The sequence below is a fragment of the Sphingobacterium sp. UBA6317 genome (genome assembly GCF_002440385.1).
In the GTDB taxonomy this organism is placed as follows: Bacteria; Bacteroidota; Bacteroidia; order Sphingobacteriales; family Sphingobacteriaceae; genus Sphingobacterium; species Sphingobacterium multivorum.
In genome coordinates this window covers 19,633-32,141 of the sequence record NZ_DJTD01000042.1, presented here as the reverse complement: position 1 = coordinate 32,141, position 12,509 = coordinate 19,633, and the positions used below count along the sequence as shown (strand labels likewise).

General features: G+C 42.3%; 12 protein-coding genes. 8 read left to right on the top strand and 4 right to left on the bottom strand.

Annotated elements, in window-relative coordinates:
- Nucleotides 1–290: 290 nt before the first annotated feature.
- The 5 genes from B3E92_RS13990 (at nucleotide 291) to B3E92_RS13970 (ending at nucleotide 6,545) form a co-directional block, all read left to right on the top strand.
- The gene (locus B3E92_RS13990; protein ID WP_286897264.1) at nucleotides 291–3,275 is read left to right on the top strand and encodes a SusC/RagA family TonB-linked outer membrane protein; all 2,985 of its coding nucleotides are present in this window, start codon (nucleotides 291–293) and stop codon (nucleotides 3,273–3,275) included.
- Between the two features lie 180 nt (nucleotides 3,276–3,455).
- Complete coding sequence (locus B3E92_RS13985; RefSeq protein ID WP_070567634.1) at nucleotides 3,456–5,027, top strand: RagB/SusD family nutrient uptake outer membrane protein; 1,572 nt, start codon at nucleotides 3,456–3,458, stop codon at nucleotides 5,025–5,027.
- Between the two features lie 555 nt (nucleotides 5,028–5,582).
- Complete coding sequence (locus B3E92_RS13980; protein ID WP_070567376.1) at nucleotides 5,583–5,804, top strand: RNA polymerase sigma factor; 222 nt, start codon at nucleotides 5,583–5,585, stop codon at nucleotides 5,802–5,804.
- A 33-nt stretch (nucleotides 5,805–5,837) separates the two neighbouring features.
- Nucleotides 5,838–6,110, top strand: coding sequence for an RNA polymerase sigma factor (locus B3E92_RS13975; RefSeq protein ID WP_286897260.1), 273 nt, complete (start codon nucleotides 5,838–5,840; stop codon nucleotides 6,108–6,110).
- A gap of 66 nt (nucleotides 6,111–6,176) precedes the next feature.
- Nucleotides 6,177–6,545 carry a hypothetical protein gene (locus tag B3E92_RS13970; protein ID WP_286897257.1) on the top strand — a complete coding sequence of 123 codons (369 nt, stop codon included), beginning with the start codon at nucleotides 6,177–6,179 and terminating at the stop codon, nucleotides 6,543–6,545.
- An 866-nt stretch (nucleotides 6,546–7,411) separates the two neighbouring features.
- Here the strand turns inward: B3E92_RS13970 and B3E92_RS13965 are convergent.
- The 3 genes from B3E92_RS13965 to B3E92_RS13955 all read right to left on the bottom strand — a co-directional run bounded on the left by B3E92_RS13965 (nucleotide 7,412) and on the right by B3E92_RS13955 (nucleotide 8,948).
- Nucleotides 7,412–7,714 (bottom strand): hypothetical protein, encoded by a 303-nt coding sequence (locus B3E92_RS13965; RefSeq protein WP_112374265.1) that lies wholly within the window; start codon nucleotides 7,712–7,714, stop codon nucleotides 7,412–7,414.
- An 81-nt stretch (nucleotides 7,715–7,795) separates the two neighbouring features.
- Nucleotides 7,796–8,236 (bottom strand): Hsp20/alpha crystallin family protein, encoded by a 441-nt coding sequence (locus B3E92_RS13960; protein ID WP_070567368.1) that lies wholly within the window; start codon nucleotides 8,234–8,236, stop codon nucleotides 7,796–7,798.
- Between the two features lie 370 nt (nucleotides 8,237–8,606).
- Nucleotides 8,607–8,948, bottom strand: coding sequence for a winged helix-turn-helix transcriptional regulator (locus tag B3E92_RS13955; protein WP_070567366.1), 342 nt, complete (start codon nucleotides 8,946–8,948; stop codon nucleotides 8,607–8,609).
- A gap of 126 nt (nucleotides 8,949–9,074) precedes the next feature.
- Between B3E92_RS13955 and B3E92_RS13950 the strand changes: the two genes are divergently transcribed.
- On the top strand, nucleotides 9,075–10,112 hold the full coding sequence (locus B3E92_RS13950) for an NADP-dependent oxidoreductase (protein ID WP_286897254.1): 1,038 nt from the start codon (nucleotides 9,075–9,077) through the stop codon (nucleotides 10,110–10,112).
- 132 nt (nucleotides 10,113–10,244) lie between these two features.
- The gene (locus B3E92_RS13945; RefSeq protein ID WP_286897251.1) at nucleotides 10,245–10,688 is read left to right on the top strand and encodes a nuclear transport factor 2 family protein; all 444 of its coding nucleotides are present in this window, start codon (nucleotides 10,245–10,247) and stop codon (nucleotides 10,686–10,688) included.
- Nucleotides 10,689–10,901: 213 nt separating this feature from the next.
- Here the strand turns inward: B3E92_RS13945 and B3E92_RS13940 are convergent, their stop codons facing one another.
- Complete coding sequence (locus B3E92_RS13940) at nucleotides 10,902–11,597, bottom strand: nitroreductase family protein (protein WP_070567362.1); 696 nt, start codon at nucleotides 11,595–11,597, stop codon at nucleotides 10,902–10,904.
- Nucleotides 11,598–11,646: 49 nt separating this feature from the next.
- Here B3E92_RS13940 and B3E92_RS13935 point away from each other — a divergent pair, with 49 nt between their 5' ends.
- Entirely contained in the window at nucleotides 11,647–12,090 is a 444-nt protein-coding gene (locus B3E92_RS13935) for a winged helix-turn-helix transcriptional regulator (protein ID WP_239468724.1), read from the top strand.
- Nucleotides 12,091–12,509 lie beyond the last annotated feature (419 nt).

Below are 12,509 nucleotides of genomic sequence, written 5' to 3'. Positions count from 1 at the left end.
AACGTATGTTTCGCCCTAGAATTATGACAGGTATATCCTGTATCCTTGTTTTTCAGTTTGTTAGGTTTTTGTTTTTACAGGTGCGGCAATATCTTCACGATGATTTGGTATTCCATTTGGGCGTTAACGATTTTGATACTGATCGTTACGTATTTGCAATAATTGGGAAAGACCATACTCATTTCAAATGAGTTTTAGGACTAAAAATAAACCATTAAAAATCACTTATTATCAGCTGTGTATCTATTGCACACGATAAAAAATCAATTAAACCACCAATCAAAAAGCGTATGAAAAATAAACTACTTGCACAATGCGTAATGACGCTCACATTTCTGCTTGTATCTTTTATTGTAGTTGCCCAGACGAAAGTCTTGAAGGGGAAGGTTGTAGATGAGACTCAAAGTCCATTGGCAGGAGCTACGATCAAAGTAAAAGGGGGTACCGCGGCTACCACAACAGACACGGAAGGTTCCTTTACATTGACTATTCCCAGTGAAGCTAAAACGCTGGAAGTATCCTTTATCGGATATACTTTAAAAGAAGTACCCATTGTGGGGAGCGATATCACGGTAGCGCTTGAACCTAGTGCCGGTCAGGGCTTAGATGAAGTCGTTGTGATCGGTTATGGTACTGCCCGTAAAAAAGATCTAACGGGGTCTATGGTTACTATTGGAGCAAAAAACTTCAATAAGGGGATCATGACCAGTCCCGACCAACTCATACAAGGAAAGACACCAGGGGTGATGGTGATTAACAATACGGGGCAGCCGGGGGGATCAACCACAGTACGTATTCGTGGGAATTCATCGATCCGCGCCAGTAACAACCCGTTATTTGTGCTGGATGGTGTGCCGATGTCGGGCAACTCACCTCTGCCCGAAGGAAGAGGAGGTTTTTCTTCCGACAGAGGAAATCCTTTAACTTACTTAAATCCGGGTGACATTGCTAGTATGGACATCCTTAAAGATGCTTCGGCTACGGCAATTTATGGATCACGTGGGGCAAATGGTGTAGTCATTATTTCCACGAAAAGAGGTAAAGTAGGACAGCCCGAGGTTTCTGTAGGAGCCTCTGCAGGTGTTTCGACCATGCGGGAATATCCTGATGTATTGGATGCAGCGCGATTCAGAGAGGCGTTGAAATATTATACACCATCTGAAGTGGCAAATGCTGATTTTGGTGGTAATGAGGATGCTTTTAAAGCAATCACAAGAAAAGCCATCACGCAAAATTACTATGCTGACGTGGCGGGTGGAACCGAACATGGTAAATACCGTCTTTCGGGTGGGTATTTAAACCAAAATGGTATTATTCGTGGCTCACAACTGAAGAAATATACAGCCAATTTTAACGGGAATTTCCGTTTTTTGGAAAACAAACGATTGGGATTGGATTTTGCAGTCTTTTTGACGCAAATGGATAATAAATATGCGCCGATCAATGCGATGGTAGGTTCTGAAGGAAATGTGATTTCCCAAGCACTGCAATGGAATCCAACGCGACCATTACGCGATGAGCAAGGTAATTTGACCTTTGTGAGTTCAACCACACGAAATCCATTGACAAGCATTGAAGCCTTTAAGGACTTGGCGACAACCAATACAATGGTGGTCAATTTGGCGCCATATTATAAAATTACAGATGATTTAGAGTATCGCTTTATTTATAGTGCGATGCGACAAACAGGAAACCGCGAGGGTATGTACCGCGCCGGGCTTATTGATCCTTCTGCTGTGAACAATGAGCAGGCTTTTATCTCCAATAACGGGGAAACCAACTTGCAAATGACGCATATGCTCTCTTACAATAAACAAATCAATTCAGATTGGAGTGTCAATGCAGTAGCAGGCTACGAGTATTTGGATTATAATTATAATAATAACATTTCCTTTGGCGGTGGATTTCGCTACCTGGGGTTAGATTATTTTGACTATCTACAATATACGCCTGTTTCCACGCGTGAAATATCGTCGTATAGAAGTCCAACCAACCAATTGCAATCGCTTTTTTTACGGGGCGGCTTCAATTACTTAGATCGTTATTTATTCACTGCAACAGTGCGAAGGGATGGTTCAACGAAATTTGGTTCAAACAACAAATACGCCATGTTCCCTTCGTTGGCCGTAGCCTGGAATGTTAATCAGGAAGAGTTTTTAAAGTCTTCCGGTATCTTTGACCAATTTAAAGTGCGATTGGGTTGGGGAAAAACAGGTAACCAAGAATTCCCTTCTGGTGCCTCATTGAATAGATTGGTCTTCGGTAATCAGAGTGTAAGCCAGGCTAACTATGGAAATCCTGACTTGAAATGGGAAACTTCGACGACGATCAATGCGGGTATAGATTTCGGAATCTGGGGCAACCGTCTATATGGATCCATTGATTATTTTAATAAAAAGACCACAGATGCGCTATTTGAGCAAACGCTTGCACAGCCAGCTCCTGCGGGACGTATTTGGGTAAATTTGGACGGTGAGATTGTCAATAAAGGGGTAGAGGTCGCGTTGACAGGTACAATTATTAAAAATGACAATTGGACTTGGGATTTGACAGGTAATGCAACATTTCTTAAGAATAGTGTAAGTGGCCTTGTTGGTTATTATGAGACAGGAGCACTCCGCGGACAAGGTTTTTCTGGTGTATTGGGACAACGAATGGTCAATGGCCAGCCATTGAATGTATGGTATTTGGCCGATTACCAAGGTATCGACCCGCAAACCGGAATGAGCATGTACCGTGGACAGGATGGTAGTATCAGTACGGCCAACGATCCTGCAATTAATAAGTTTTATACGAACAGTCCAAATCCAACCACATTATTGGGTATCTCCACCAATGTAAATTATAAACAGTTTTCTTTGGCTGCCAATATGAATGGCGCGTTTGGACATTATCTATTCAATAATACGGCAGCGACGACTTTGGGATTGAGCAATTTGTCATCACGGAATATCGGTTCAGCATTCTTTAATACAGCTGTAAAAGAGTCTACTTCCAACTCGGCTGCGCCTTCGACGCGATTCCTTGAAAAAGGTGATTATCTAAAAATGGCTAATCTTACTTTAAGCTATCGTGTTGGAAATGTAGGCAGAACACTGAAGAATTTAAACGTATCCCTTACTGGACAGAATCTTTTCATCATCACGAAGTATACAGGGTTTGATCCTGAGGTGAATACAGATGGTGCAACAAATGGTATTCCTTCGTTGGGTATCGAATATTTACCATATCCACCGGCAAGAAATATCCTATTGGGGGTTAACTTCTCACTTTAAGCGTATACTGTAGATCATTAGATAATAAAAAGAGGAGAGTAACAAGATTGATTTAAACATATTCATATTAGTGAATGAATAAATCTGATCGCCTCATTACGAATGAAACACTAAAGGCAGTATGAATGCCTTACAGTCAAAATGGATGAATAAATAATCAAATTTAGACGGATGAAAAAGATGAAATTAAGAACTTTATTATATATCGGAATAATTGGCTCCATTGTAACAAGTACATTTTCTTGTACTAAACTAAAGGAGGAATTTAAAGGAGAATTGGAAGAGGGGACATCCAATGTGGATCCTGGAAGCTTGTTGATCACAGCTTATAATTCATTGAATACCCCTTATCAGCAGGAACAGCGCTGGGTGATGCAGGAAATATCCACAGATGCTGCTATGGCTCCTACACGGGGAGGTGACTGGGATGATAATGGGATGCATCGTGCGATCCATTTACATACCTGGAATGCTGATAATGGTTATATGAACAATACATTTGTAAGTCTTGGTACAGCCATCTATAATGCGGGTAATGTGTTGCGGTATAATCCGAGTGCACAGCAAGGTGCTGAAGCGAAGTTTATTCGTGCGTTGGTCATGTTCGATATGTTGGATCTCTATGGCGTGGTACCCGTCCGGGAAGGAGCCTCTTTTGAAGATTTTAGAATCGCACCAGAGGTGTTACAGCCACAGGCGGCTATTGATTATATCGTGAAGGATCTCAACGAAATTATAGCGAGTTTGCCTGCAAACGGTCCGAAAGCAGCCTATGTAGCCAATAAAAATGCGGCAAAAGCATTGCTGATGAAGATTTATTTGAATAAGGGAACATTTTTAAACAGACAAGCTCCTTCTTTTGCTGCCGAAGATATGAATAAAGTGGTGGCCTTAGCCAAGGAAATTACGGCTTCGGGATCCTATACTGTTTCTGCAAAGGGCAAGTACTTTGATAATTTCGCGCCCGATAACGACGAAAAGTCTACCGAAAATATTTTCACTTTATATAATAAAAATGGCGATAGAGGTGGAAATGTGGATCGTACCTGGAATACTATTGCGCATTATAATATGAGACCTGGGGGCTGGAACGGTTGGTGTACTTTATCAGATTATTACGATAAATTTTCGGATGCCGATGAAAGAAGAGGAATTTACTATAATTATCCGGCGGATACGACTTCTAACAGAACAAAAGAATTCAAACGTCAAAATGTAGGTTTTTTTGCAGGACAGCAATACAATTGGAGTACAAACAAACCATTGATGGCGCGAAATCCAGCGAATGCACCTTTGGTCTTCACGCGTGAAGTGACCATCCGGACCTCTGGAGCTACATTGGAAACAGCGGGTATCCGTCCAATGAAGTATGCCTTTGATTATGCTGTCACTGGTCAACGAAATAACGACTGGGTAGTCTTCCGTTATGCCGATGTATTGTTGATGCAAGCAGAGGCTATATTAAGAGGCGGAACCGGAACTGCAACAGAGGCACTTGGATTAGTTAACACTATTCGGACAAACCGTGGTGTGAATAACTTGACAGCGTTGACGCTTGATAATATATTAGACGAGCGTGCGCGTGAGTTGTATTGGGAAGGTTGGAGAAGACAGGATTTGATCCGTTTTGGTAAGTTTTTATTAGCCTGGCAGGAAAAAGCTGCGGATTCCAGCCCGAAAACATTGGTTTACCCAATTCCGAGTCAACAGCTTGCTGTCAATCCAAATTTAAAACAAAATCCAGGATACTAGATTTTATTGCTATCCATAAAACAAGCAGTTTCACGGTGTTTGTTTTAGTGCGAAGGTATTTAGATGACAAGTGATTTTTCTTATCATCTAAATACCTTCTTTTTTCTATATAGTGATTAAAACTAATCTATCTTAATACCAACTTATACCTCTTCACAATTTTTAATCAATTTTTAGACAGTAATCAGTCATTGTTTATTCAGTTTACACTGAGCAATCACTGAACAAGCACTGTTAAAAGGACTAATTTGGTCACGAGTTGAAACGAACTTGCTGCGCCTAAAAAATACAAGAGAAGAAAACAGGACCCATAAGTTGCCTATCGGCAAAGTAGCTTTTATGAAAGAAAGCGCTTAAAATGGAGATTGAGGCGATGGCCTTATCGAAAATATTATCTTGTTTTTTTGATAAAAAATAATCACTTTAGAGGTGGATAACTAGCCAAAAAGCATGGGTCATTTTGATGGATCAAATTGAAATTCTGTCAGATACCAATTTCGATATTCTTTGGAAAGAGGATAACAGCATTGAAACAAGACTATCTAAATGTAGATTATGATGGATAAAATCCTACAGCGGGCACCGACTAACGAAAAGGAGTTTTTTTTAGCTTATCGTTATTGGTACAGGAAATTGTACTATTTTCTGTATCAGAAGACCCAATGTTCGAATCTGGCCGAAGATGTCGTCCAGCAGACTTTTCTAATTGTTTGGGAACGCAAGAATCATGCGAATCAGCAAATCCAATTCAGTACCCAGCTCTTTCAGATTGCATGAACAAAATTAATTGATGAGTTGCGGCGGCGTGCTTTGAATAGAAAATATGTAGAGTTTGAGAAACCTTTTGTACTGACCCAATATGAAGATCTTGAACGACAAATTGCCTATAAAGGAGAGTTAGAATACGTAAAAGAGCTGATTGCACAAATGCCTTTTATGCGGCAACAGGTCTTTTATCTCCATAAAATTGAGGAATTGAGTTATAAAGAAATTGCCGTCAAATTGTCTATCTCCCCGAAGACGGTAGAAAACAACGTTAGCATTGGTCTGAAATTTATTAAAAAATTTTTTAAGTTGTCTTAGGGGACAAGCCCATTACTATTCGTATAACAGTTATATACCTATCCCGCTAAAAGGATAGAAACTGTTATGAATCGCAAATCCTTATTAAATAAATTCCTGGCGAATGAATGTTCTGCTGAGGAAGCGAAACTTGTCTTCAAATGGCTGAATGATGATCCGACCTTATTGAATGATCTCATTTCAGAAGATGACTGGGTTTCCTATATCAATCAGGAAAATAAGTCAAAACGTGGTGGTGATAGCCTGTTGAGAATCATTACTGTATTCATCCTGTTTGGTTTCCTGTTCATCTTAACCAATCTTTTGAGCACATCAACTGATGAACCTTTACAAACAGCGAGTTTCATTCATGAAATTTACTACAACCCTTCTGCTCAGCCTAAAGAAATTGTTGCAGCGGACCATTCGATTTTAACCTTGGAACCGGGGCACTGATTCAGCTGGGCATAAAACCGGATCTTGATTTTAGACGGGTTAAATTATTCAGTGGAAGGGTCAGTTTTAAAGTAGCGAAAGATCCTTCAAAACCTTTCATCGTCGAAAGCGGTACGTTGATGACCAACTGCGCTGGGAACAGAATTCATCGTGGATTATAATGCGGCAGTTGAACATGCGAATGGCAGGGACAAACGCATATTGGAGCAGTACTGGCAGCGGCATGTTCAGGAGAAAGAAAACTGAGCTTTAGGAGGCAAGGCCAGCAGCTGAGGCAGGTTGCTGCATTGCACCACACACTTTGCGCCGGGTTTCATTGCGCAGCCCGCCTCGCCGCCGCACGCAGGCAAATATTTGTACCTCATATACGCCTGCCTTCCCTACGTATTATAGAAAGAAGGGCACTGCACCGCCATTACAAACGTAGCTACGCAGGAAAACCGTCAAGGGTGTATAAACAACGGCTATCACCGTTGCCCTTGACAATTCCCTGCTTTCAACTCTGGTTGTTTAAGCGTTGCAATGGTCAGGAGTGTTTATATTCTATCGGAAGGAAATTCGTTAGCACTTTAAGATGAACTAATTACTTAGGTATCATTTCTGATATACTTTAAATCTGGCTACTAATTTCTATAAATTGCGGTATGCGAAGACTCCTGTTAATGATGGTAAGCGGGATCTCCGGGATCAAATGTTCGTATGCACTGGTAAGCCCGTACACGAGGATCGTGGTTATAGTAATGTAGATCAGTTCAGACCTGACCTTGTTGAACAGATACTTAAAAGGGGGACGTTTGTTCAATAACATTGTTGTACCTCCTGAAAAATATTTATCGTCACTTTTTTACATCGATTTCAATACAATATTAGTTGTCCGGATCATCTGCTTCCAGGTTATATTTCTTAAAGAGCTCGCGGGCGATGAGTTTCACGTTCCAGGCGAGTTCATCCGAGTTGCAGCGCTTCATGGTTAATGGCAGTTTTACGCCGTCTTCACATGCTGTTAATATCAAGGTAAATGATCCCTGCCCGGTGACCTGGTCATCTCCATGCAGCTCCTCAAATACCTGAGCAGCGAAATCCTTTTCTGTGCCAAGTTCCAGAGAACCTATCGTTTCCATTCCGAAAAGCGTGTTCAGTTCGAGACTGATATGATAGCTGCCTGCCATGCCGATCAAACTCCTTTGATAAAGCGGGATATAAAACGAGCTGCCCTTTCGGACAGCCCGTAAACTCCGGAGAATTCAACCTTATTTGATCTCGATCTGACGGGTCACCGATTTGGCCTCTTCTTTCTTAGGCACATTGATCTTCAGAACGCCGTCGGTATAGCTTGCTTCGATGCGGCTGTCGTCCGCACTGTCAGGCAAGGTGAAAGAACGCACGAAAGAACTATAGCTGTATTCGCGCTTATTGTATTTCTTACTGTTCTCGGTGTTCTCGCTGCGTTGTTCTACAGAAATGTTCAGCACCTGATGATCGATATTGATTTTGAAATCATCCTTCTTCAGGCCAGGAGCGGCAAGTTCGATATGGTATTCATCAGGGGTTTCGCTGATGTTAGCCGCAGGTACACGGGTCACCATACGGTCCGATAAGAAAGAATCATTAAAAAAAGATTCAAAGATGTCGTTAAAGCCTGGCATTAACGCATTTTGTTTTCGATCTGAATTAAATTTAACCAATGACATAACTTATTTCCTTTCTTAAACAATTAATGAATCAATTAAACTTAAGAACCGAAGTTCTGTGAACGATTAGTCAAGCAGCATGCCAATCCGAAATGGTTGTACAAAAAATGTTTAAAAAACAGCAATTATGCTATATTTTAACTGTTTCGCATGGCTTTTTCAATAGCAAAATAACAGCTTTAGGCCATTTGAAACTGAATTTTTTTCATCCTGTCTGACAACTTTACATAGTTAAATAACGCAACTAACGATCATCAACAAAAACAAGATACGAGACAGGCTTTTACGGTTATGGCTCAAGCAGCGCCTCGGGTTTTTAGAAACTACGGCAGCATGCTGTTAGGAAAATTGTACCCTGCGGCCTCTTATCCTATCCTTCTTTTTCAAGTTGTTTCTTTCCCCAGTTATGAAGATGCTCTATAAAGGGCATCAACTCCAGGCCGGTTTCGCTCAATGAATATTCCACTTTAGGCGGCACTTCGTGATACATTTTCCGGATGATGAGCTTGTCCTCTTCCAGCTCTCTCAAAGTTTGCGTAAGCATCTTGGTAGTGATATCAGGGAGGGTTCTGCTCAACTCTCCATACCGCAATACCGGTCGCATGCCCAGATGCCAGAGAATGCGACCTTTATATTTCCCGCCGATGCGTTTAAAAGCATATTCAACTCCACATTTTTGTATACACTCAGGAATTTCTGCATTTTTTTTCATGTTAATTTATTTACAACATTTTGATAATCAATAATACATACTTTTTGGTAGGTAAGATACAAATAAGTACATACTTGACAAAAGTATTGGAACAATTTAATATTGTCCACATCAAACAGCAGAAAAATGGAATTAAAATCACAAAACAAATCAGGCTTAATGAAGGCGATCCGTCAGCACGAGTTTGGTGGTCCTGAAGTTCTCCTTTATGAGGACGCTCCGATACCTATGCTTAAGCAGGGCGAAGTGCTCATTCGGGTTCACGCGGTTGGTCTCAATCCGCCCGACTGGTACCTGCGTGACGGGTTTAAATCGCTTCCTCCTGAGTGGAGGCCAAAGGGGAACTTCCCGCTTATTCTGGGAACAGATGTATCGGGTGTGGTAGAGGCGGTGGCTGATGATGTTAGGGACTTCGCCGTCGGGGACGAAGTTTACTCGATGGTTCGTTTTCCGGAGGGTCTCTCTGTAGAAAGTGGTGCCTATGCCGAATACATCACCGCGCCCGCATCGCAGGTAGCGCTTAAGCCGGCCGCTATCGATCATATCCATGCGGCCGCTGCTCCTATGTCTCTGCTCACCGCATGGCAATTCATGATTGAACAGGGGCATAATGTACCCAATCCGCTTCAGCCGAAGCAACATGAACCGGTGCCGCTTGAGGGCAAAAAAGTACTCATCAATGGTGCGGCCGGCGGTGTCGGCCACTTTGCCCTGCAACTCGCCAAATGGAAAGGGGCCTACGTGATCGTGGTGGCATCTGGTAAGCATGAAGTACTTTTGCGTGATCTTGGCGCTGACGAATTCATTGATTATACCAAGACCGTACCCGAGGATGAGGTGCGTGGCGTTGATCTGGTCATCGACTCGGTTGGCGGCCCAACGACTAGTCGTTTTTTACGTACGCTCAGGCGGGGCGGCGCACTCTTTCCCATTTTCGGGCTCGGCGCGTCCGGTGGAGCAGAGGCTGAGCAGCTTGGTGTGACGATGTCCACCACCCAGGTCCGTTCGAATGGTGCGCAATTGGCAGAAGTAGCCAAATTACTTGACAACGGTACGATACGCGTCGTCATTGATAGTGTTTTCCCGCTTGCCGATGCCCGAAAAGCCCACGAAAGAGCTGCTCAGGGGAGTATCCAGGGTAAGATTGTGCTCACCGTGGCCTAGAAAGATAAAGGCTCGCTAGGTTGGGGTCAAAGCACTACAGCGAGTCCCATTAAAAGGCTATCCATTACAGATAGCCTTTTCTAATTCTAATCGGTATAAGACCCTAAAAAACTTATTTATTTTATAACGACCATGAAGGATCTTGAACAATTAAAAGACAGGCTATTGATAAAGGAGCTCGTAGACAGGGTTTCAATTTTGGGCGACAGAAAGGATTTTAACGCGCAGGTCCAGCTATTTTCGGAAGATGCGTTGTCAGAAACTTTTGCCGGCGGAACTTCTATCTTAAAACTGCGGGGCCGGAAGGAAATGGCAGCAGCGTTTGGTAATTTCCTTAAGGATTACGAAACTGTTTACCATTTTAACGGACAGCACATTGTAAGCATAGATGGCGATAAGGCCTCAGGAACATGTTACTGTACCATTACTTTGATTGGCACAGAGAACAGCAAAAGAATTAAAACCACCATTGGGGCGGTTTACCAGGATGATTATGTACGTGATGGTAACCGCTGGCTTATTGCTGAGCGAACAGGAACTTTTAACTGGCAGGATAAATCTGAGGTTTATCAATGATCAAGCAAAACATCTAATTAGCGTTAAGAAGCAAAGCCGGCTTAATCCACCATAATTTATGGAAGTTTACAGTAAGAGAATGAAAACTGAAAATAGCTTTATAGATAGACTGAGATAGGGTACTGATGATTTTGACTCACTACGATGATGTCCTGTGAGGTGTTAAGAGGCTGCTTGTTCGGCAGCCTCTCTAATATCAAAAACAGTTGGCAATTACTTCTGCACGAATGCCTCAAGATTTTCTGCCATTGGCTCAACTGTGTCCACTGCGTCTGTAATGGTCATCTCCGTAATGAATTCCTCTTTAGGGGTGCGTACCTTTTTCATATTGACTAACCAGTCGTTTTCTCCATCCCGGTAACCCAATGGTAGGATCACCGTACTTTTGTAACCGGTACCCTTTAACTTTAAAAGCTCGTCCAGTCTTTCTGGTATAAAGCCTTCCATAGGCGTGGCATCAACCTTTTGTTCTGCTGCTGCCGCAATCGCGATTGCAAATGAGATGTAACTCTGTTTTGCCGCATGATGCGCCTGCCATTCCGTTCCTGATTTTTCATAAAGGTCCATAATTGTCTCTTTATAGGCATTCATCGTACTGTGCGGCAGCCCGCGTTCGTCCATGATATAGTTGAATACTTTCGAAATACGTTCATCGTCATAATGATCCCATGCGGCAAACACCAGTAAGTGGGAGCAATCGGTGATTTGGCTTTGGTTATAAGCGACACCTTTGATCTTCTCCAGTAATGCTTTGTCAGAAATGACGATTATTTTGTATTGCTGAAGACCTGAAGAGGATGGCGCCATCCGGGCGGCTTCAAGGATATAATTAATTTTTTCCTCCGGAACCCTGGTTCCGTTCATCTTTTTGGTGGCATAGCGCCATTGTAAATCATTAAGTAAACTCATATTTTATTTTTGAGTAAAGGTAGCGCGATCGCTGTTATATTGTAACTTTGTGACAAAAAGTAACTGTGACATTGAGGTAACCTATGTGACAAAAAAGTATCCATATAAATTTATGGAAAAGGAAATTGAAACTAAATCACGGTTTATAGACAGTGAGTGTGCTAAAAAGATACGGGCAATAGATGACACGATGGATATCTTAAGCGGCAAATGGAAAATATCGATACTCTCACGCCTTGGCTATAAGCCGATGCGGTATTCGGAACTTCTAAGAGATATCAATGGCATTGCAGGGAAGGTACTTAGCCGGGAATTAAAAGATCTTGAAACAAACGGTCTGGTTAAAAGGGAGGTATCTCAAACACAACCGCTGTCTGTAACCTACGATGTAACGCCTTATGGAATGACGCTGAAGAGCCTGACTGACAGTATTGCGGAATGGGGATTGCAACACAGGAAACGCATCATTGACTCGCACAAGCAAGACCGGTAATTGAATTTACAGATGAAAAGGAAACTCATTTATTAATAACCCAGTCGTATAGAAAGCTTTCTCGTACACATTTTAAAAATGAGAATGGAGTGGACATAGATATCGGGCTTTGCCGGAGCGGCTGGTGTGATCAAAGGCCGACTTGATGCGACCTCTGATCACACCGGCTATTCCGGCGAACTACTTCTATTCGGCTCAAATTTAAGGAGGCTAAGTTGTAACGCCCTGAAGCAACAATCAGTTTGATAATGAATGACGTTTAAAAAAATCGTTGGCATCCTTCAACCTGAAGGCCAGAAGACCATTAAAAATACCGGTGAATATAAAGGCCGTTGCCGTCCAGGTCAATGGTCACGGCACCCAATACAGGGTTGAAGAATACCTGCGCCGCAAACAATATCGTTAGGACGCCGGCAGCG

Excerpts from the sequence above, each read along its gene's own strand:
- B3E92_RS13960 (WP_070567368.1), bottom strand. The coding sequence starts at position 8,236 with ATGTCATTGGTTAAATTTAATTCAGATCGAAAACAAAATGCGTTAATG.
- B3E92_RS13955 (WP_070567366.1), bottom strand. The coding sequence starts at position 8,948 with ATGAAAAAAAATGCAGAAATTCCTGAGTGTATACAAAAATGTGGAGTT.
- B3E92_RS13985 (WP_070567634.1), top strand. The coding sequence starts at position 3,456 with ATGAAATTAAGAACTTTATTATATATCGGAATAATTGGCTCCATTGTA.
- B3E92_RS13990 (WP_286897264.1), top strand. The coding sequence starts at position 291 with ATGAAAAATAAACTACTTGCACAATGCGTAATGACGCTCACATTTCTG.
- B3E92_RS13945 (WP_286897251.1), top strand. The coding sequence starts at position 10,245 with ATGAAGGATCTTGAACAATTAAAAGACAGGCTATTGATAAAGGAGCTC.
- B3E92_RS13940 (WP_070567362.1), bottom strand. The coding sequence starts at position 11,597 with ATGAGTTTACTTAATGATTTACAATGGCGCTATGCCACCAAAAAGATG.
- B3E92_RS13980 (WP_070567376.1), top strand. The coding sequence starts at position 5,583 with ATGATGGATAAAATCCTACAGCGGGCACCGACTAACGAAAAGGAGTTT.
- B3E92_RS13970 (WP_286897257.1), top strand. The coding sequence starts at position 6,177 with ATGAATCGCAAATCCTTATTAAATAAATTCCTGGCGAATGAATGTTCT.
- B3E92_RS13950 (WP_286897254.1), top strand. The coding sequence starts at position 9,075 with ATGGAATTAAAATCACAAAACAAATCAGGCTTAATGAAGGCGATCCGT.
- B3E92_RS13965 (WP_112374265.1), bottom strand. The coding sequence starts at position 7,714 with ATGGCAGGCAGCTATCATATCAGTCTCGAACTGAACACGCTTTTCGGA.